The sequence below is a fragment of the Salimicrobium jeotgali genome (assembly GCF_001685435.2).
Taxonomy (GTDB): Bacteria; Bacillota; Bacilli; order Bacillales; family Halobacillaceae; genus Salimicrobium; species Salimicrobium album.
The window spans coordinates 1,532,720-1,552,159 of the sequence record NZ_CP011361.2; the positions used below are offsets into that span (position 1 = coordinate 1,532,720).

Sequence of the window (19,440 nt, forward strand, 5' to 3'; positions counted from 1 at the left end):
GGGAATTCTGCTATCATGTGAAATAAATTGTTTAAGGAAAGGCGGCTATCATCCATGATTGTACAAATTACCGGTAAGGTTACTTACCCTATTACCCTGGATCCCACCGTTTGGATTTTTGACGACCGTAAACTTACGTTTTCCGAAATTTTTGAAGACGGAATCACTTCCGAGGAGGAAAGGGAGATTGATGAATTGCGCGAACAGGCGGAACGCTTCAATAGAGCCATGTATCAGCAGAAAGTTACTCCCCCTGTCAACAAAAGCGTAAACCGCTATGAAAAAGAGCGGGCTGTAAAAGGAACATTTTTAATGCCTCTGTTGCCTTTTTTACATACAAGCGACATTCATGATGAGGCAAAAACAGCAATTCTTGAAACTTCAGAAGGAGAAAAATCAGTCACCGCAGAAGAAATTCGTGACGCCTACGCCCTATTCGCCGAAAAAGGAAAGCCTTTGAAGGATGACGGCCCTATCCATCTCTACATGGGAGACGGCTCCAACAAAGACGAACCTATTACGGGGATTAAAAAAATCAGGTTCGAATAGTCAGTGTTCATACCGAATGTACTGAAACATCGTAAACAACAGAAAGAACCCCCGTTCACCTTTGTGAAACGGGGGTTCTTACATCAATCCTGCTCTCGGCTTTTTTCAAGAATTTCTCTCTCTTTTTCGGTCAGCTCATTGTAATACTGGACTCCGAACTGGGACCCCTCCGATACCATTTTCGAGTTTTGGAGATTGTCCGCTTCCGGTTCGCCGGCTTCTCTTATCGGCATATCACTAAGATCGTTTGATTTTTTGCTTAACTGACTCACTTTAGAAGTCATTTGAGTTCTCCGCTCTTCATCATACATGAGATATGCAGCAGCTCCACCTGTGATAGCTCCTGCCAGTGCCAGCTTCCATCGCTTTCTCATCTTACCACCCTTTCCTTTAGTGCTACATGTAGTCTTACCCTATTATACACCATTCAAACTTTAAAAGAATAGCTTCTTTTTGAAGGGAAAATATTCAACTGCTGTGATACAATCAGGGAAGAGGTGAGTAGTATGAGAGTACAATGTGTTATATGTGACCATATAGAATCAATCAACAGTAAAAGTCTTCAGGCTAAAAGACTCCGCAATCGCAGGAATTCCACATACATGTGCCAGACGTGTCATGACCGCATCGCAGACAATACTGCCAAACGGGTCAATTCAGGGAACTTCATTTTTCGTCGCGAGATAAAAAACGAACACTATCTCTCCTGATTCCCGTAAAAAAGCCCTCTCCCGCTTGGGGAAGGCTTTTTCTATGCCTGTTTCCCATTTCTCTCTCTGGAGAGCCTCAGTCTGTAAAGACCCAGAACCACTGCAGTTACAATCAGACTTTCCGCCAGTGGTAAGTTCAACCCGAGCATAAGCGTCAACAGAAAAGTACCGATCACAAGAACCGTGTAGACCACAACGTTTTTAAGTAATGGCAGCTTCTTAGCGAAACCGAGCTTGAAAGTGATTACAGTCAATATGACTGTAGTAAGGTATAACCAGAAGAAGCTTTGGAATAAAGATGCAGCTTCGCCTGCATTGTTAAGGTTTATCTCAGGACCGAGACCTCTGAAAAAGAAATCGGCCACCGGCCATAAATCTTCAGGAACTGTCAGTGTTGGTGATGCCTGCATGTTGCTTCCCCCTCAAAGTTATCTTCACTCATCATACTAAATATTTGCAGCTGTGCCAATTGTTTAAGTTACGATTAATTTGTTTTATACTAATATTGGAATCGAGGTGAGAACATTGAGGAATATCTTATTGGCGACTGCTGTAATTCTGTGTTTCGTATTTACGGGCTTTTCGATAGCTATAGAACTTTTCTGGCTGGCTGCTCTGTTTTTCGTTGCAGGAGGCGGAATTATGGGTTACGGAATTAAAATCAACAAAAATGAGAATACATAATCTTCATCCTTGGCGTTGACCGGCCCCGGAAGCGCCGATGTCTCAAAAACGCTCTTTCCGGACTGCCGTTTCATCAAATATAAAAGGGCCGGCCAAGTTATGGCCGCCCTTGATATGTTGAAGGTTTTTTATTATTTCTTAAGGTTGATATAGTTCTCCACTGTCTCCTCGTGGATGTTCCTTCTTGCAGCACAAACACTCGTACGATCCATCATGGACAGGGGACTGTTATCTCCTGTTGTAACTACTCCCCCTACTTCTTCAACGAGCACTTTGCCTGCAGCTATATCCCACGGCATAAGGCTCATAGTCACGTACCCGTCAAGAACTCCTTCAGCAAGAAAGGCAAATTCCAGAGCCGCTGACCCGTAGGATCTCGTACTTCTGAGACTTTTCACCAGTTCCCGTATACCTGAAGCTTCCACAAGCCTGTTCTCTTCTAAAAGCCACGTAGTATTCAATGAAAATATAGAACGCTTCAAAGGTTCTGTAGTCGACAGCAGAGGAAGACGATCACCGTTCTTGTAAGCTCCTTCTCCTTTTACGGCACTGTAAAGCACATCATTCATTACATCATAAATCAAACCGATTTCACCCGTGCCGTCTTCATACACCCCTATCGAAATCGCAAAGTTTCTCTGCTGATGGACGAAATTCATAGTTCCGTCGATAGGGTCTACAATCCATACAACCCCTTCAAGGTCGGAGATGTCGTCGCCCATCCCCTCTTCACTGAATATTCTGTGGTCCGGAAACTGATTCCTGATTTTATCGGCAAAAAACTTTTCAGTCTGCTGATCCATATGGGTTACAAGATCATCCGGTGTTGATTTCGTATCTATTTGCAGAGGTTCGTTAATATTTGTCCTGATTTCTTCTCCTGCTTCGAGAACCCAGGATCTGGCGTACTGCAGTATTTGTTTAGTGTCCATTAAATGAGCTCCTTTTACACCTGTGTTGTCTTCAATGTTATCAAAAGCCGCTGATCTTTACACGGATTTCAGTTGCATTACGTGATGACGCCCTTTCTTATAGCGGAAAGTGGGCTTCAGACACAGTACCCCGGAATTCTTTCAAATAATCTTACCCTCCATTAATTTTTCACCTTTATCTGTGTTAAACTTTGGATTGTTACTATTAAACGAGGTGATAATATGAACGGGTTCAGCGGTTTTTCCGAAAAAGATTTTGACGTCTTTTCTATTGAAGGTCTGGAGAACAGGATGGAAGCGCTCCGATTCCGGCTTTCTCCGAAACTGGAAGAAATCGCCCATGAACTTCAACCGGCGATTTCTGCTGAAACAGGAGAGGAAATGTACGTCCACGTAGCGAAACATGCCCGGAGAAGCAAAAATCCTCCAAATGACACATGGGCCGCGATCGCTAATAATAAACGCGGGTACAAGAAACTTCCCCATTTCCAGATCGGTCTCTGGGGAGACAACGTTTTTCTTTGGCTGGCATTTATTTACGAGCTGCCTGACAAAGAAAGAATAGCGGAAGCATTTCTGGAAGATTCCGATCTCCTGAAGTCCGGAATCCCTGATCATTATGTACTATCCAAAGATCACACAAAGAATGAGGCTCTCGTATACAATGAAGAGAACTTATCAGAAACTCTTCACCGTTTCCGGGATGTGAAAAAAGGAGAGTTTCTCGTAGGTCGCCGCTTTTCATCAGACGATGATTTATTAAAGGACGGCGATGCTTTTATCAATGAGGCTCAAAAAACGTTCGAGACTCTTCTGCCACTGTACAAAAAAGCAATGAATGTCTAATAAATGTGAAGGGGCCAAAAGGGGTCCCTTCACATTTTAATATAATTGATATCGTCCCGCCCGGACTCTTTGACTACATGGTACGGAGAATATTCCGAAACTTGTTCAAATTGCCTGAACAAAGTTTTTTCTTCGCTTTTTGAAGGCACTATCTGTTTAAAACGCGCATAAGCGTGTTTAAAATCTTCTTTCTTTACACCTTCTTCATAAGCTTTCTCAACCAGACTGTAAAAATTCACGACATCTATAATTTCTTCCTTCGACCAGTACTCCTCATCAATAGGGTAAGTATAGCCCATTAGAACTCACCTCCACTTCTCGCTTATGTATTCCGCTTCTGAAATAATTTCATTGAATAATTCCCGGACACTTACCACCTCACTGATTCTTGCTGAAACCTGGCCGGCCCATCCGAAGCCTTCCTGCTCGAGTCCTTCGTAAATGTACTTCTTATTAGCCTCCCCTGAAATATAATCTTTCATTTTTTCGTAATCGGCTCCTTCTTCTTCCAGTGAAAGAATCCGGTCGGTCCATGTATTTGCAAGCGCCCGTGCCGGAGAGCCGAGAGACCTTTTGATAACTGCAGTATCATCTGTACCTGCGCTCACTATTTTGTCCTTATAAGCCTCGTGAGCGTGCACACATTCTTCCGTAGCAATAAACCTTGTACCCATCTCGATACCTTCTGCTCCAAGAGCGAGAGCTGCCATCAGGCCGCGACCGTCCGAAATGCCTCCGGAGGAAATTACAGGTATGGAGACTGCATCCACAACTTCCGGAGTCAATACAAATGTTCCTGTATCTGAACGCCCTATATGACCTCCACCTTCCTGACCGACAACCATAACGGCGTCAGCACCAAGTTCTTCGGCTTTTACGGCCTGACGTTTTGCAGCTACAAGTACTATTTTTTTGATCGCAGTACCTTTGAGCAATTCCAGAACCCCTTTTGGATTACCACCTGTTACTGAAACGACGGGTACTTCTTCTTCCACTGCCACTTTAACCATATCCTCATACGGGCGGCCATGATTACCGATGGCAAAGTTTACACCGAATGGAAAAACTGTTTTTTCTCTCGTTTTTTCTATTTCTTCCCTCAGCTCTTCAGGAGATCCCAGGCTCATCGCGGTGATCTGTCCGAGACCTCCGGCATTGGAAACGGCAGAAGCGAGTTCCGAATAAGCCAGGTAAGCAAGTCCTCCCTGGATGATCGGATATCGTATGCCCAATAAATCTGTAACTTTCGTATTCCAGTCCATATTATCCCTCCCTGCTTCAAGTGTAGCATAAACTGACCGCAGGTATTACCGCTCTGCAATCCTGCAAATAAAAAACCGCCGGGCAGCCCGGCGGTTTCTGGAAGATAGATTATTTCGAGTTGCAAGTAGGACAAGTACCGTAAAGAGTCGAAACCTTTTCGTCCTCGTAGTGCTCGATGACTCTCTGACAATCCTGGCAAACAATTGTACCCATTTCTCATCCATCCTTTCTAATTTTGGTATCGCTTTCAATGTAATTTTATTATATGGGTAAATACTGCTTTCGTCAACAGTATAGTATAACTTTTTTATAAAAATGTCATACTAATAAAAGCGGTTAATATATTCTATTTGCAAAAAGATTTTTAAGGAGAAATTCCATAAAAAAACTTCCGCCGTTTATCAGTGATAAATCGGCGGAAGCAATCCCTGAAAACTGAATTCCAGTACTTTCCCTCTTAAGGTCGTTTAATCCGGGCGGGGTCAAGTAATGTATAACCTTTCTCTCTTAAACCTGAAATGATATCGTTCAAAGCTTTGTTCGTCCATTCGCGATCGTGCATTAACAAATTAGCCCCGTCACGCAGCAACGGCGTATTGACCATAATATCAGCAAGGCTTGAGGCATCTGTATATTCTTCGTTCCAGTCGTAGCCATATGTCCAGTTCATAAGGAGCATCCCCTCTTCCTTAACGAGCTGCTCGGAGTACTCTGTATTCTGTCCGAATGGAGCGCGAAAGAAATCAGGGCGCTTTCCAATGATTTCCTCGATTTTATCACTTACTCCTACAATTTGTTCGTACTGTTCTTCTTCTGTAAGGTCCTGCAAAGAAGTGTGGGTTTCCGTGTGGTTACCGATAGGAAAACCCAGGTCATGGATCTTTTTAAGTGTGTTCTTTTCTTCCTCAGTATTCAGAAAATGGCCGTTAACAAAAAAGATGGCGGGAGCTTTTTTATCTTTCAGTTTTTTGGCCATTTCCAGTGCGTACTCATCCGGAGCATCATCGATTGTGAGAAGCGCTACTTTACTCTCGCCTTCCCCCGCCGGAGCGAATGACCAGTCTTCCTGGAGAACATATTCAGTACCGGGAGCTTTTTCTTTATCCTCCTGACTTTCATCATCTTTCTTCTTTTTCTTTTCAGCTTTATCTTTCTCTTCAGCTTCTCCTTCTTTCTCTTCAGCTTCACTTTCTTCCTGTTCCTGGTCATTCATTTTCGGGCTTTCTTCGGTGCCTGACGTAGCATCACCAGTGCTGCTGCAGGCTGAAAGTAATAGAAAAATCGCCACCATTAACCATTTTTTCATTTTGAATCCTCCTGTCTAAATATGTAATATCCTATAATTATAGTACAGTTTCCCCATATTCACTATTAATATAAGAAGATTTGTATTATAATATGGAATCGTGACTTATCGAGACGCTATCTGAAGGTGGTCTTTTTCAAATGATGCAGTTTTTGAAGCGGTTTAACTTGTTTGGAGGGCGTACGGTAAAAACCGGGATATCGGTGTTTATTACGGCACTAATCTGTTCTTTTTTCGATCTGCCTGTCGTTTTTGCCGTCATTACTGCTGTAGTGACTATTGAACATACAGTTGTCGCCTCTATCCGGAAAGCGGCTGTGCGCTTTCCGGCCGCTGCAATAGGGGCACTGATTGCGGTAATGATGTATTCGATGTTCGACAAAGGAGCCCTTGCTTATGGGCTCGCAGCAATGTTAACGATTGGGATATGTCATAAGCTGAAACTCGATGACGGTATTACTGTTGCAACGATTACTGCAATAGCCATGATCCCTGATTTCGGGGACAACGAAATTGTTTCGTTTATAGTAAGGTTGGGTACTACCTCTATTGGTATCGTCGTTTCTACTCTTGTGAATTTCTTTCTACTCCCTCCCAACTATACAACTACGATCCTGAAAAATCTTTACATGATGAACAGAACCGCCAGCCAGCTGCTTCGTAAAATCCTGCTCGATATTACGGACGAATCCAGGCAGAAGACTTCCTTCCTGAGGCGGTTGCACCGTCAGCTTACAACCAGACTCGAGCGAACGGAAGTTCTTTTGAATTTCCAACGTGAAGAATGGAAGTATCACAGGCACTCAAGGGGCGATCTAAAACAGCTTGTGTATGTGAAAGAACACTTATCGTTGATGCACCAGATTGTGTATCAGCTCGGTAATATGCTTTATGCCCGTGAGACTACACCTTCATTTGATGAAAACGAAAAAGAATTGATTTTGTACCTCGGGAAACTTTATGCCCAGGTGATTACAGACAAAACTCACAAAATAAGTGAGGAGCAATTCAAACTCGTGGAAGACCTCGATCAGCGTCTCTGGGAATGGAGAGAACATCACATTGAGCAGAGGTATGGATATCGTCATCATTTCGTCGCGGAAGTAGTGCTTATTTATGAATTATTGTCTTTTCATGACGTGCTCGAAGAAATGCACCTGTTGACGAAAAAGCACGAAGACCATATCATCACTTATGATGATTAAAAACAGGAAAGGATGAAAGCTTGATGAATCAAGTAACAAAAGTATTCTATATTTCAGTAGTTATTGCGTTCTTATTTATCGCATGGGGAGTGATTCCGGAGAGTGTCTTACCTAACGCTAACCTCTCCAACGTCACATCACAGATCCAGGGGTTTCTGACCGATAAGTTTGGCTGGTTCTATCTGCTCTCTACTACAGGTTTTGTCATTTTTGCTATATACCTGGTTTTCTCTAAATACGGAAAACTGAAACTCGGAAAACCGGAAGATGAACCGGAGTACCCGTACATTACCTGGTTTGCCATGCTTTTCAGTGCAGGTATGGGTATCGGGCTCGTTTTCTGGGGAGCGGCAGAACCGTTGTCCCACTTCCACACTCCTGCTGTAGAGGGACAGGAAGGACAGACGCCGGACGCCGCTTATTCTGCCATGAAATATACTTTCTTCCACTGGGGCATACACCCTTGGGCCGTTTATGCCACATTGGCGCTCGCCCTTGCGTTTTTCAAATTCAGAAAAAACGCTCCCGGAGTTATAAGTACGGCACTCGTACCTTTGCTAGGTGAAAAGAGAATTCAGGGTCCTATAGGGATCACCATCGATTCCATAGCAGTATTTGCTACAATTTTCGGTGTCGCTACTTCTCTCGGTTTGGGTGCACTGCAGATCTCCAGTGGTCTTTCGTTTACTATACCGGGTCTGGAAGATACATTCTTCCTTCAACTTATCATTATCGTTATAGTAACCTTCCTGTTTATGATTTCTGCTATGACAGGATTGAACAAAGGAATCAAGTATTTAAGTAACACCAACATCGTTTTGGCGATCTTACTGCTTATTTTCGTTATTTTCGCCGGACCTACAAACTTCATCATGGATTTCTTCACCACTTCCTTCGGCGGTTACATCAGAGACTTACCGTACATGAGTTTCCGTCTTACACCGTTCTCTCAGGATAATACCTGGATAGAGGACTGGACGATCTTCTACTGGGCATGGTGGATTTCCTGGGCACCTTTCGTAGGTACGTTTATCGCCCGTGTATCGAGAGGACGTACCATCCGTGAGTTCGTTCTGGGTGTCATGCTCGTACCGACTGTATTCGGCGCTCTGTGGTTCTCCGCTTTTGGTGGTACTACAATTGGCCTTGAGTATTTTGACGGTATAGATGTATTTTCCGACATGTCGGAACTGGGTACGGAAGTAGCCTTGTTCTCAGCTCTTGAACACCTCCCTCTCGGAGGTATCATGTCTGCTGTAGGATTGTTGCTGATCAGTACTTTCTTCATTACGTCAGCCGACTCTGCAACATTTGTACTCGGTATGCAGACGACAAACGGAAGCCTGAACCCGAGTCGTAAAGTCAAGTTCACTTGGGGTATCATCCAGGCCGGTGCCGCTGCTGTACTGCTTTGGCAAGGTGGTTTAGGTGCCCTTCAGACGGCAGCCATCATTTCTGCCTTCCCGTTTGCTTTCATCCTGATACTAATCTGTTTCTCACTCATGAAAGCATTCAAAGAAGAAGAAAAACTTGTCGATTTAAGAAAGAAAAAATAATTTTTAAAGCACCCGAGGCTAATTAGCCCGGGTGCTATTTTTATGAAATATACGGAATCTCCTGACGCTTATCAGGAGAAGCAACGACCTGAAAATTTCGAGGACATGACCGGAGTCTACAAACGGGTGTCTTTTTCATAACATTTCAATTACATCCCCGGGGTAATCTTTTTTGTTTGTTATTGTTAATGGAAGAGTTACAAGCGAAGGAGATGGTCAGACTGTGAAGTACTCTTTCCTATTCATTTATATAGTATTGTTTACCCTTACCCTGCATTTAACTACTCCGACTGTGGATGTCATTTATGCTGATGGAAATGACTATGACCTTATAGTCGTTTCTGATGAAGATAACCGGACTCCGAAGTCCTATATGAACGCATTGCTCGAATTCAAGGCCTCTGCTCCCTATTCCTTCAATTTCTCCAAAGAGAAAGTTAATGAACGGGAACTCTCCCGCCCGTTAACGGACGAGCCTGCTATAATCATTATGAAAGATGGTAAGACTGTCGGGAAAGTCTCAGGAAACGATTTGAGCACGAATAAAATCATTAGTGAACTTAACAGCATACTATCCTGAAAAAGCCGTGAGCATGCACTCATGGCTTTTTAATGGCGTGGAACCTGTTTGTACAACTGTCTATATTTCAAAAAAACCCTGCAGAAGGAATTCCTTCTGCAGGGATGCTGATCTATTACATAGTGTGGATCGGACGACCCATTGCCACTTCAGCTGCTTCCATACTTATTTCACCTAAAGTAGGGTGAGCATGAATAGTGAGTGACAGATCTTCTGCTGTCATACCTGTTTCGATAGCAAGACCGATTTCGGCAATCATGTCACTAGCATTGGCACCAGAGATATGTCCACCGATAATCAGGCCATCTTCTTTTCTTGTAATAAGCTTAAGAAAGCCTTCTGTACTATTAAGTGACAGCGCGCGTCCATTTGCCTGGAACGGGAACTTGGACTCTTTTACTTCATAGCCGGCTTCTTCAGCTGTTTCTTTCGTGTAGCCTACAGAAGCGATTTCCGGATCGGAGAACGCGACTAGAGGAATAGCCATGTAATCCACTTCCGCTTTCTCTCCGGCAATAACTTCTGCTGCGATTTTACCTTCATAAGAAGCTTTATGGGCCAGAGGAGGTCCAGGAACTATGTCACCAATAGCATAAATGTTTTCGAAGTTCGTACGACTGTGTTTATCCACCTGGATATAACCCTTGTCGTCCATGTCCATGTCCATTTCTTCGAGACCCATTTCATCCGTGTTCGGTTTACGGCCGACGGTAACCAGTACATAGTCTGCTTCTGCCGTTTTTTCTTCGCCGTTCACCTCATACGTAACCTTGACACCGTCCTCAGTTTCTTCCACGCCCTGGGCCATGGCGTTAGTTACTACTTCGACCCCTTTATTCTTCAGGTTCTTCTTAACCGGCTGAACAAGATCTTTTTCAAATCCGTTCAGTATACGATCCATTCCTTCAAGAATAGTAACTTCCGTATCGAAGTTTGCATAGGCAGTACCGAGTTCTGTACCTATATATCCGCCTCCGATGACAATCAGTTTCTTCGGAATTTCTTTCAGCTCCAGCGCACCTGTAGAATCAAGAACGCGTTCAGAGAATTTGAAATTAGGAATTTCGATAGGACGGGAACCGGTTGCGATAATGCAATCTTTGAACTTGTAAGTCTGTGACTTCTTTTCATCCATAATCTTCACTGTATTCTGATCGACAAAATAAGCTTCGCCTTTTACAACGTCTACTTTGTTACCTTTCAGAAGACTTTGTACGCCGCCGGTAAGTTTCTGGACGACGCCGCCTTTCCAGCTTTGTACTTTAGAGAAATCTACAGTGGTGTTTTCGGATGAAATACCCATATCCTCGTCACCTTTTGCTTTCTCGAAGTTGTGAGCTGCTTCAATAAGAGCCTTGGAAGGAACACAACCCACGTTCAGGCATACTCCTCCAAGATTTCCTTTTTCAGCGATAGTAACTTTTTGACCTGTTTGAGCAGCACGGATGGCAGCTACATAGCCGCCAGGTCCTGCTCCTATTACTAATGTGTCTACTTCAATTGGGAAATCTCCTACTACCATACTTTACGCCTCCATCATAATTAGTTGTGGATCGTTCAGTAAACGCTTGATGTGATTCATTGCCTGCTGTGCAGTTACACCATCGATAATTCTGTGGTCGAAGCTTAGAGAGATTGCCAGTACCGGAGCTACTACAATTTCTCCGTCTCTTACTACAGGTTTCTCATCAATTCTTCCGATACCCAGTATCGCAACTTCCGGATGGTTAATAACAGGTGTGAACCACTGACCACCGGCAGAGCCGATATTTGTAACAGTAGTGGAAGCACCTTTCATTTCTTCTCCGGTAAGTTTACCATCGCGAGCTTTAACAGCAAGCTGGTTCACCTCATCAGAGATAGTGAACATCGCTTTGCGATCAGCTTCTTTCACTACAGGTACAAGCAGTCCTCTATCCGTATCCGCCGCTATTCCGATGTTGTAATAATGCTTCTGGATAATTTCATTTGTTTCATCGTCCAGAGACGTATTCAATACCGGATATTTCTTAAGCGTTGATACAAGAGCTTTCACCACATATGGAAGATAAGTCAGTTTAATGTCCTGTTCAGCAGCAACTTCTTTGAACTTCTTACGGTGAGCTACAAGTTCCGTCACGTCCACTTCATCCATAAGTGTAACATGCGGCGCTGTATGCTTCGAGTTCACCATTGCTTTAGCAATTGCTTTACGCATACCGCTCATTTTCTCGCGAGTTTCAGGATAGGCTTCGCCTGATGGAACCTGCTGTTTACCGGCAGACTCTTCCTGAGTCTCTTCTTCTGCAGAAGCCTGAGCTTCCGACTGTTCTCCGTTCGCATAGGCTTCGATATCCTCTTTCAGAATACGTCCGTTTTTACCACTACCCTGAACTTTCTGGATATTAACATCTTTTTCACGCGCAAACTTCCGTACCGAAGGCATGGCTATCACTCTTGAACCATCATCCTCTTCGTTTTCGGAAGAAGCGGAGGCAGCCGGCTTTTCATCACTTTGCTCCTGCTCGGATTCCTGTTTCGAATCCTCTTTGGACTCTTCTTTTGCTTCTTCTTCCGATTCTCCGCTTTCCTCTTCGGAGGACCCGTCATCGTAACCTTCTGCATCGAACGTAATAATAACTGTACCTACAGTTGTAGTTACACCTTCGTCTACATGGATCTTTTTGACAGTTCCTTCTACAGGAGAAGGGATTTCTACTACGGCTTTATCGTTTTGTACTTCACAAAGGACATCATCTTCCGCAATTTCCTGCCCTTCCTCTACAAACCACTTTGCAATTTCACCTTCGTGGATACCTTCACCGATATCCGGCAATTTAAATTCATATGCCATCAGGGATTACCTCCTACTTGGTTTATTAAAAATTCATTACACTTTCAACTTTTTCGATGATTGAAGTGTGATCAGGGAGCCACACGCTTTCCGCCTGGGTAAACGGATAGAGTGTATCCGGGGCAGTAACACGCAACACTGGAGCTTCGAGATGAAGAATAGCTCTCTCCTGAATCTCGGCTACAACGTTGGAAGCGATACCTGCCTGTTTTTGAGCTTCCTGCAGTACTACTGCACGGTTCGTCTTCTTCACGGATTCGATGATAGTATCATAATCAACCGGGCTCACTGTCCGGAGGTCGATAACTTCAGCCGAAACTCCCTTCTCTTCGAGCTGTTCCGCCGCTTTCAGCGCTGTGTGGACGATAGCACCGTAACCGATAAGGGTAACGTCAGAACCTTCTCTCTTAACTGATGCTTTACCGAGTTCCACCGTATAGTCTTCTTCCGGAACTTCTTCACGGAAAGAACGATAAAGTTTCATGTGTTCGAGAAAGATAACAGGATCGTTATCGCGTATGGATTGGATCAGAAGCCCTTTCGCGTCATACGGGTTGGACGGAATCACAACTTTAAGTCCAGGCATTTGAGCCATAGTCCCCTCAAGGCTGTCCGCGTGCAACTCAGGTGTGTTGACTCCTCCTCCGAAAGGAGAACGTATCGTAATCGGCATCGACTGAGTACCACCGGAACGATAACGGTAGCGTGCCATCTGGCCGGCAATTGCATCCATCGTTTCGAACACAAAGCCGAAGAACTGTATTTCAGGGACAGGACGATATCCTGTCAGAGCAAGTCCTATCGCCATACCATTTATACCTGATTCGGCAAGAGGGGTGTCAAACACGCGATCTTCGCCAAATTCATCCTGCAGCCCTTCCGTTGCACGGAAGACCCCGCCATAGTAACCAACGTCTTCACCGAAGACCAGCACATTTTCATCATTGCCGAGTTCTGTGCGCATTGCATCCGTGATGGCTTGAATCATTGTCATTTGTGCCATGATTTATTTCGACTCCTTTTCAGCGTATTCTTCCCGTTGTTCCTGTAGATTCTGCGGAAGTTCTTCATACATAATATCCATCAGGTCAGTAACCTTCTGTTTGGCAGTGTTATCCGCTTCCTTGATGGCGGCTTTAATTTCTTCTTTCGCTTTTTCAATCACTTCGTTTTCTTCTTCCTCACTCCATAGATCTTTGCTTTCAAGATACTTACGGAAACGAACGATCGGATCTTTTCGTTCCCATTCGTTATCAGTGTCTTCAGTACGGTAACGTGTCGGATCGTCCCCGGCCATAGTGTGAGGTCCGTAACGATACGTAAGTGTTTCAATCAGAGTAGGACCTTCACCGTTAATAGCTCTTTCACGGGCTTCTTTCGTTGCTGCATAAACAGCGAGAACGTCCATACCGTCTACCTGTATACCTTCAATACCTGCAGCAACTGCCTTCTGAGCAATCGTCTGAGCAGCAGTCTGCTTTTCGGAAGGTACGGAAATAGCATACTGGTTGTTCTGTACGACAAATACCGTTTGAGCACCGAAGGCACCCGCAAAGTTCACACCTTCATAGAAGTCACCCTGAGACGCGCCTCCGTCTCCTGTGTAAGTTATCGCAATTGTCTTTTCACCGCGCTTTTTGAAGCCGAGTCCTACACCGGCCGCCTGGGTGATCTGAGCACCTATTATGATCTGAGGGCTTACTGCCTTCACCTCTTCAGGCATCTGGTTACCGATATAATGGCCTTTAGAGAACAAGTAGGCTTTGTATAGCGGCAGACCCTGCCAAATCAGCTGAGGAACGTCACGGTAGCCCGGAAGAATAAAGTCATCCTGTTCCAGTGCATAGTGACTCCCCAGCTGTGAGGCTTCCTGTCCTGCTGTAGGAGCGTAAAAACCGAGACGCCCCTGTCTGTTGAGAGCGATGGAACGCTGATCCAAAATTCTTGTGTATACCATACGACGCATAATTTCTTTCAGATCGTCGTCCGAAAGCTCCGGCATAGCCTCTTCGTTTACTATTTCGCCTTGCTCATTCAGAATTTGAAACGTTTCGAACTGTTTTTCAATATTTTCTAGAGTTCGTTTCAATGTCTGTCACCTCTTCCTTTCCATTTGAAATGTAAGTATCACCCTGAAAAAAACTGACTTAACTCCCGCCTGCATTCAGCCAAAGAAAACATTCCGCACCTCTTACCCGCAATACCCGGAGAGGCGTGATATTAATCATCTAATTCGTCCCTCGTAACTGTTACAGGAACGAATCCGTTTTTGACTGGTACAATTGCTCTACCACTAAACAGTCTAGCCTAACAAAAACAAATCCGTCAATACACAGGCCTCCAGTTAGATTAAATACTTCAGTAACTTGCAAAGTCGCCGACGCTGAGGAAATTCAGGGGATCCTTAGGCTGTAATCTGTATTACTCACTTTTACTTTCTGTTACAATTGTAGACGATAATGTTCCCAGTTGCAAAAGAAAAAGACCGTAATTTCTCTACGGCCTTACCCTTTGTTGTTATTATAATTCACGTTCAGGTCGGAAGCTTCATAATATTTCTTTTTCAACTCATTAAACTGTTCAGTCTTTTCATTGAAAGTTTCATTTACTTCCGTGATTTCTGTAAACTTATCATTTACGGAGGTTATTTGCGCACGCAGTTCTTCTTCTGCGACATCCTCTTTTTTCAGCATTGCGTAGAGTTCTTCATCCATCTTCAGCAGTTCTTCGTATAGGGAGTGCATATCTTCATAGGCGTTATAACGTTTGTTCATGGCAGCTACCATATTTCCGGCAGCGGACCCAGCCTCTTCGTTTTCCTCAATGTTACTGATAGAGGATTCTACTTCTTCGAATTCATCCCTTGCTGACTGAATACTTTCATTTTCTGAATCCAGCTTATCTTTTCTTTCCTCGACATTTTCAAGAGCTTTATCGGAAAGCTTCTCGATTTTGTCCATCTCACTTTCTTTTGCTGCAATAATTTCTTTATATAACTCCCGTTCTTCATTTTCCAGGTCATTGATCTGTTTCTGATATTTCTCGAACGGTTCTTCCAATGATACAGTTTCTTCGAGGTGGTCATATATTTCTTCCTGAGCCGTCTGACTGGAACAGCCTGCAAATAAAAATGAACAGCCTGCAATAATGAACAAAACGCTCTTTCTCTTCACCAATCGCTTCCCCCTTAATCAATCAAAAACTTTTATTGTTTTTCATTTCTATCTACAATAGTATAATAGTTGAAATAAAATGAAAAGATGATTTTCCCCGTGGAACCAGGAAAGAAAGGATGAGAACGATGATTACGATGGAAGATATCGTCAGGGAAGGACACCCTGCCTTAAGAAAAACTGCTGAAAATGTAGATCTTCCTCCGAGCTCGGAAGACCGGAAGACGTTGGAGGACATGCTGCAGTTCATCAAAAACAGTCAGGATGAAGAGATGTGTGACCGTTACGGACTTCGCCCCGGAGTAGGGCTCGCCGCTCCGCAAATAGACATCAATAAACGTATGATGGCTGTGCATTTTACGGATACAAAAGATAAAGAATACAGCTACGGACTTTTCAACCCGAAAATCATCAGCCATTCGGTAGAATACACCTATCTTTCTACCGGGGAAGGCTGTTTATCCGTGGACAGAGAGGTGCCCGGATATGTCCCGCGATACCGCAGGATAACTCTGAAAGCTACGACACTTGGCGGGGAAGAAGTGAAACTCAGACTCAAAGACTTCGCCGCAATAGTATTTCAACATGAACTTGATCATCTGAACGGCATCATGTTTTATGATCATATAAATAAAGATCAGCCGTATGCCTTACCGGAAAATGCTACTCCGGCCGATTGAGTGGAACCTTCCGATAAAAAAATCCTGCCGCACTTAAACGAGTGCAGCAGGATTTTTTATTATAGCAGACCAACTTCATATACAGCTTTTGTCAGTCCGTCTTTGGAAACATCATCTGTTACATAGTCGCTCACAGTTTTCACCTGGGGCACGGCATTCCCCATAGCAATACCCGTTCCTACATCACGGATCATTTCCACATCATTCGGGCCATCTCCAAAAGCGTAGACGTTCTCCATCGCTACGTCTGCAGACTCGATAAGCTTTCTGATCCCTTCTGATTTCGATCCTCCACTCGGAATAATATCACAGGAATATTTATGCCATCGTATATAATCGAAAGCTCTATGTGTCTGCCGGTAACTCTCAATTTCCTCCCCTTCACAAAATAGGAGGGACTGATACATCTCCCTTTTCTCGTAATAACGGTCATCAACCTCAGGATATTCGAAACGGAGGGAACCGAGCGCCTGTTCAATACGCCAGCTTCCAGGTCTCGTAGCCATCATATTCTCGTCACTCATGAAGATCACAGGATGATTATTGCTGATCGCTTTCTTATGGAGAGATGCAAGTTCTTCGTAATTCAGAGGATTTTTATATACAGGTTCTCCTTCCAGTACTGCATATTGTCCATTAAAACTGATAAAAGAACTGATACCAAGCTGCTCTCTGATCTCTTTGTACATAAATGGGGCTCTCCCGGTCGCAATCGCACAGTAAACCCCTGTATCCTGAAGTTTTCTGATCGTGTCTATCGTAGATTGCGGTAACTTTTTATCGTGGTCCAAAAGTGTTCCGTCTATATCAAAAAAGGCTAATTTTTTCGTCATCTTCCTTCCTCCCCGGACTGGATATTCTTTAATGGATATACTTTAGCATGAGTGCAATTTTTTTGAAAGGAACTGGTCTCCCCTCTTTCTTGTATTACACGAAAAACAAAAAACTTTACCCTTATAATTAAGTTAGTTGTTTCATTATAAGGAAAACCGTATTATACTATAAGTAACAGGGATTGGGCGGTCATACGTTTTGGTAACAGTTTTCTTCCATTAGCCTGAAGGGAGATGGACGCTATGATGAAGCGTTTAAAAAGAAAGCTAAAAAAACGTTGGAAACGAATACTCGAGCGAAAGATGTATGCGTGAAGCTTATTTGAATTCCGGGAGAACGTGTAAAGTATGTATTTTTTTAATAAAGGAGAGATAAATGTAATGATTTACAAAGTTTATTACCAGGAACTTCCGAATGAAGTGCCTGTAAGAGAACGTACAGATTCTATGTACGTAGAAGCAGAAATAGAACGCGAGGTACGTGAAAAATTAGCCGATAAGAACGTAAATATTGAGTATATTGAAGGTTTAAGTGAGGAACACCTTCAGTATGAGCAGCAGGACGAAGATTTCAAAATGGAGTCGTTTTAATAATGAAATTCGTTAAAAACGACCAGACTGCCGTCTTTGCTTTAGGCGGCCTTGGAGAAATCGGTAAAAATACGTATGGCGTCCAATTTCAAGACGAAATTATCCTCATTGACGCCGGTATCAAATTCCCTGAAGACGAACTTCTGGGCATTGACTACGTTATCCCTGACTACACGTACCTTATCCAGAACCAGGATAAAATCAAAGGATTATTCATCACTCACGGACACGAAGACCATATCGGCGGTATTCCTTATCTGTTGCGTGAAATTAACATCCCTGTCTACGCCGGGAAACTGGCAGCAGGCCTTTTGAAAAATAAACTCAGCGAGCATGGATTAACAAGAAGCACCAAGCTTCATGAAATCCAGGAAGATGATGTAATTAAATTCCGCAAGACCTCTGTGTCTTTCTTCCGCACGACTCACAGTATTCCTGATTCCTTCGGTATTGTGGTCAAAACACCTCCCGGTAACATCGTGCACACGGGTGATTTTAAATTTGATTTCACCCCGGTCGGAGAACCGGCAAATATCGCGCGTATGGCTGAAATCGGGAAAGAAGGTGTTCTTGCACTGCTTTCGGACAGTACGAACGCTGAAGTACCGGGCTTCACTAAATCAGAGAGAGTCGTTGGCGAAAATATTCAGAACGTCTTCTCCCGCGCTAAAGGACGCCTGATTTTTGCAACTTTCGCTTCTAACATTTACCGTCTGCAGCAGATGGTGGAAGGTGCTGTGAAGCACAATAGAAAAGTGGCCGTTTTCGGTAGAAGTATGGAATCTTCCATACGTATCGGTCAGGAACTCGGATACATCAACGCTCCCAAAGGTACATTCATAGATGCTCATGAAATTAACCGTCTCCCGGCTCATGAAGTAGCTATTCTGTGTACCGGTTCGCAAGGAGAGCCTATGGCCGCGCTTTCCAGAATTGCAAACGGTACACACCGTCAGATCCAGATCATCCCGAATGACACTGTTGTATTCTCATCATCCCCAATCCCTGGTAATACTATCAGTGTCAGTCGTACCATCAACAAACTTTATCGTGCGGGTGCCGAAGTGATTCACGGACCCCTCAGTGACATCCACACTTCCGGACACGGAAGTCAGGAAGAAATGAAGCTGATGCTCCGTCTGATCCAGCCTAAATTCTTCATGCCGATTCACGGAGAGTACCGCATGCTCAAGGAACATGCCAAACTAAGCGAAGACTGTGATGTGGAACCTGACAATACATTCGTCATGGATAACGGTGATGTTCTTGCGTTAGGCAAAGACGAAGCGATGGTAGCAGGTAAAATCCCATCCGGATCTGTTTATGTGGACGGCAGCGGCATCGGCGATATAGGTAATATAGTTCTTCGGGACCGCCGTATTTTATCCGAGGAAGGTCTTGTGATTGTAGTCGTAAGCATTAATATGAAAGAATTCAAGATTGCTTCCGGCCCTGACATCATCTCCCGAGGATTCGTTTACATGAGAGAATCCGAAGACTTGATCAAAGATGCACAGAAGCTTGTTACTAAGCATGTAAATAAAGTCATGGAACGTCGGACAACCCAGTGGTCGGAAATCAAGAACGAAATCACTGATACGATTGCTCCGTTCCTTTTCGAAAAGACAAAACGCCGTCCGATGATTCTTCCTATCATTATGGAAGTATGATTCCATCAGTTTAATAATTATTAAAGCGC

23 protein-coding genes are annotated in these 19,440 nt (G+C 43.9%); 10 read left to right on the forward strand and 13 right to left on the reverse strand.

Annotated features, from left to right (window positions below; translation table 11 throughout):
• Positions 1-54 precede the first annotated feature (54 nt).
• Positions 55-549: a hypothetical protein gene (locus AAV35_RS07705; RefSeq protein WP_008589692.1), complete on the forward strand. Its 495-nt coding sequence runs from the start codon at positions 55-57 to the stop codon at positions 547-549.
• A gap of 83 nt (positions 550-632) precedes the next feature.
• Here AAV35_RS07705 and AAV35_RS07710 read toward each other — a convergent pair whose 3' ends face one another.
• Positions 633-923 (reverse strand): hypothetical protein, encoded by a 291-nt coding sequence (locus AAV35_RS07710; RefSeq protein ID WP_008589690.1) that lies wholly within the window; start codon positions 921-923, stop codon positions 633-635.
• A 132-nt stretch (positions 924-1,055) separates the two neighbouring features.
• On the opposite strand from AAV35_RS07710, the gene AAV35_RS07715 reads away from it, so the two are divergent.
• Positions 1,056-1,259, forward strand: coding sequence for a YlaI family protein (locus tag AAV35_RS07715; protein WP_008589688.1), 204 nt, complete (start codon positions 1,056-1,058; stop codon positions 1,257-1,259).
• 41 nt (positions 1,260-1,300) lie between these two features.
• Here the strand turns inward: AAV35_RS07715 and AAV35_RS07720 are convergent, their stop codons facing one another.
• Positions 1,301-1,669 (reverse strand): YlaH-like family protein, encoded by a 369-nt coding sequence (locus tag AAV35_RS07720; protein WP_008589685.1) that lies wholly within the window; start codon positions 1,667-1,669, stop codon positions 1,301-1,303.
• 115 nt (positions 1,670-1,784) lie between these two features.
• On the opposite strand from AAV35_RS07720, the gene AAV35_RS14355 reads away from it, so the two are divergent.
• Positions 1,785-1,943: a hypothetical protein gene (locus tag AAV35_RS14355; protein WP_158221308.1), complete on the forward strand. Its 159-nt coding sequence runs from the start codon at positions 1,785-1,787 to the stop codon at positions 1,941-1,943.
• Between the two features lie 131 nt (positions 1,944-2,074).
• Here the strand turns inward: AAV35_RS14355 and AAV35_RS07725 are convergent, their stop codons facing one another.
• Positions 2,075-2,875, reverse strand: a complete 801-nt coding sequence (locus AAV35_RS07725; protein WP_008589683.1) for an inositol monophosphatase family protein — start codon at positions 2,873-2,875, stop codon at positions 2,075-2,077.
• A 222-nt stretch (positions 2,876-3,097) separates the two neighbouring features.
• Here AAV35_RS07725 and AAV35_RS07730 point away from each other — a divergent pair, with 222 nt between their 5' ends.
• Positions 3,098-3,721, forward strand: coding sequence for a YktB family protein (locus AAV35_RS07730; protein ID WP_008589681.1), 624 nt, complete (start codon positions 3,098-3,100; stop codon positions 3,719-3,721).
• A 29-nt stretch (positions 3,722-3,750) separates the two neighbouring features.
• Here AAV35_RS07730 and AAV35_RS07735 read toward each other — a convergent pair whose 3' ends face one another.
• The 4 genes from AAV35_RS07735 to AAV35_RS07750 form a co-directional block, all read right to left on the reverse strand.
• The gene (locus tag AAV35_RS07735) at positions 3,751-4,020 is read right to left on the reverse strand and encodes a UPF0223 family protein (protein WP_008589679.1); all 270 of its coding nucleotides are present in this window, start codon (positions 4,018-4,020) and stop codon (positions 3,751-3,753) included.
• Between the two features lie 6 nt (positions 4,021-4,026).
• The gene (locus tag AAV35_RS07740; RefSeq protein ID WP_008589677.1) at positions 4,027-4,983 is read right to left on the reverse strand and encodes an NAD(P)H-dependent flavin oxidoreductase; all 957 of its coding nucleotides are present in this window, start codon (positions 4,981-4,983) and stop codon (positions 4,027-4,029) included.
• Between the two features lie 109 nt (positions 4,984-5,092).
• Positions 5,093-5,197: a GapA-binding peptide SR1P gene (locus AAV35_RS07745; RefSeq protein ID WP_073991988.1), complete on the reverse strand. Its 105-nt coding sequence runs from the start codon at positions 5,195-5,197 to the stop codon at positions 5,093-5,095.
• Positions 5,198-5,441: 244 nt separating this feature from the next.
• Complete coding sequence (locus AAV35_RS07750) at positions 5,442-6,290, reverse strand: polysaccharide deacetylase family protein (RefSeq protein ID WP_008589675.1); 849 nt, start codon at positions 6,288-6,290, stop codon at positions 5,442-5,444.
• A 140-nt stretch (positions 6,291-6,430) separates the two neighbouring features.
• Here AAV35_RS07750 and AAV35_RS07755 point away from each other — a divergent pair, with 140 nt between their 5' ends.
• The 3 genes from AAV35_RS07755 to AAV35_RS07765 all read left to right on the forward strand — a co-directional run bounded on the left by AAV35_RS07755 (position 6,431) and on the right by AAV35_RS07765 (position 9,631).
• Positions 6,431-7,495, forward strand: coding sequence for an FUSC family protein (locus AAV35_RS07755; protein WP_008589671.1), 1,065 nt, complete (start codon positions 6,431-6,433; stop codon positions 7,493-7,495).
• Positions 7,496-7,518: 23 nt separating this feature from the next.
• Complete coding sequence (locus tag AAV35_RS07760; RefSeq protein WP_008589669.1) at positions 7,519-9,051, forward strand: glycine betaine uptake BCCT transporter; 1,533 nt, start codon at positions 7,519-7,521, stop codon at positions 9,049-9,051.
• A 223-nt stretch (positions 9,052-9,274) separates the two neighbouring features.
• A complete protein-coding gene (locus AAV35_RS07765; protein WP_008589667.1) occupies positions 9,275-9,631 on the forward strand; it encodes a hypothetical protein in 357 nt (118 codons plus the stop codon).
• A gap of 115 nt (positions 9,632-9,746) precedes the next feature.
• Here the strand turns inward: AAV35_RS07765 and lpdA are convergent, their stop codons facing one another.
• The 5 genes from lpdA to AAV35_RS07790 form a co-directional block, all read right to left on the reverse strand.
• Entirely contained in the window at positions 9,747-11,153 is a 1,407-nt protein-coding gene (gene lpdA, locus AAV35_RS07770; RefSeq protein ID WP_008589665.1) for a dihydrolipoyl dehydrogenase, read from the reverse strand.
• A gap of 3 nt (positions 11,154-11,156) precedes the next feature.
• Positions 11,157-12,464 (reverse strand): dihydrolipoamide acetyltransferase family protein, encoded by a 1,308-nt coding sequence (locus AAV35_RS07775; RefSeq protein ID WP_008589664.1) that lies wholly within the window; start codon positions 12,462-12,464, stop codon positions 11,157-11,159.
• A 25-nt stretch (positions 12,465-12,489) separates the two neighbouring features.
• Positions 12,490-13,467 carry an alpha-ketoacid dehydrogenase subunit beta gene (locus tag AAV35_RS07780; RefSeq protein WP_008589662.1) on the reverse strand — a complete coding sequence of 326 codons (978 nt, stop codon included), beginning with the start codon at positions 13,465-13,467 and terminating at the stop codon, positions 12,490-12,492.
• A gap of 3 nt (positions 13,468-13,470) precedes the next feature.
• Positions 13,471-14,553 carry a pyruvate dehydrogenase (acetyl-transferring) E1 component subunit alpha gene (gene pdhA / locus AAV35_RS07785; protein ID WP_008589659.1) on the reverse strand — a complete coding sequence of 361 codons (1,083 nt, stop codon included), beginning with the start codon at positions 14,551-14,553 and terminating at the stop codon, positions 13,471-13,473.
• 415 nt (positions 14,554-14,968) lie between these two features.
• Positions 14,969-15,637 carry a YkyA family protein gene (locus AAV35_RS07790; RefSeq protein ID WP_008589657.1) on the reverse strand — a complete coding sequence of 223 codons (669 nt, stop codon included), beginning with the start codon at positions 15,635-15,637 and terminating at the stop codon, positions 14,969-14,971.
• Between the two features lie 128 nt (positions 15,638-15,765).
• Between AAV35_RS07790 and def the strand changes: the two genes are divergently transcribed.
• A complete protein-coding gene (gene def, locus AAV35_RS07795; protein WP_008589656.1) occupies positions 15,766-16,317 on the forward strand; it encodes a peptide deformylase in 552 nt (183 codons plus the stop codon).
• A 59-nt stretch (positions 16,318-16,376) separates the two neighbouring features.
• Here the strand turns inward: def and AAV35_RS07800 are convergent, their stop codons facing one another.
• Positions 16,377-17,150, reverse strand: a complete 774-nt coding sequence (locus AAV35_RS07800; RefSeq protein ID WP_008589652.1) for a Cof-type HAD-IIB family hydrolase — start codon at positions 17,148-17,150, stop codon at positions 16,377-16,379.
• Between the two features lie 381 nt (positions 17,151-17,531).
• On the opposite strand from AAV35_RS07800, the gene AAV35_RS07805 reads away from it, so the two are divergent.
• Both AAV35_RS07805 and rnjA read left to right on the forward strand, forming a co-directional pair.
• The gene (locus AAV35_RS07805; protein WP_008589650.1) at positions 17,532-17,741 is read left to right on the forward strand and encodes a DNA-dependent RNA polymerase subunit epsilon; all 210 of its coding nucleotides are present in this window, start codon (positions 17,532-17,534) and stop codon (positions 17,739-17,741) included.
• Positions 17,742-17,743: 2 nt separating this feature from the next.
• Entirely contained in the window at positions 17,744-19,411 is a 1,668-nt protein-coding gene (gene rnjA, locus AAV35_RS07810; protein ID WP_008589648.1) for a ribonuclease J1, read from the forward strand.
• Positions 19,412-19,440 lie beyond the last annotated feature (29 nt).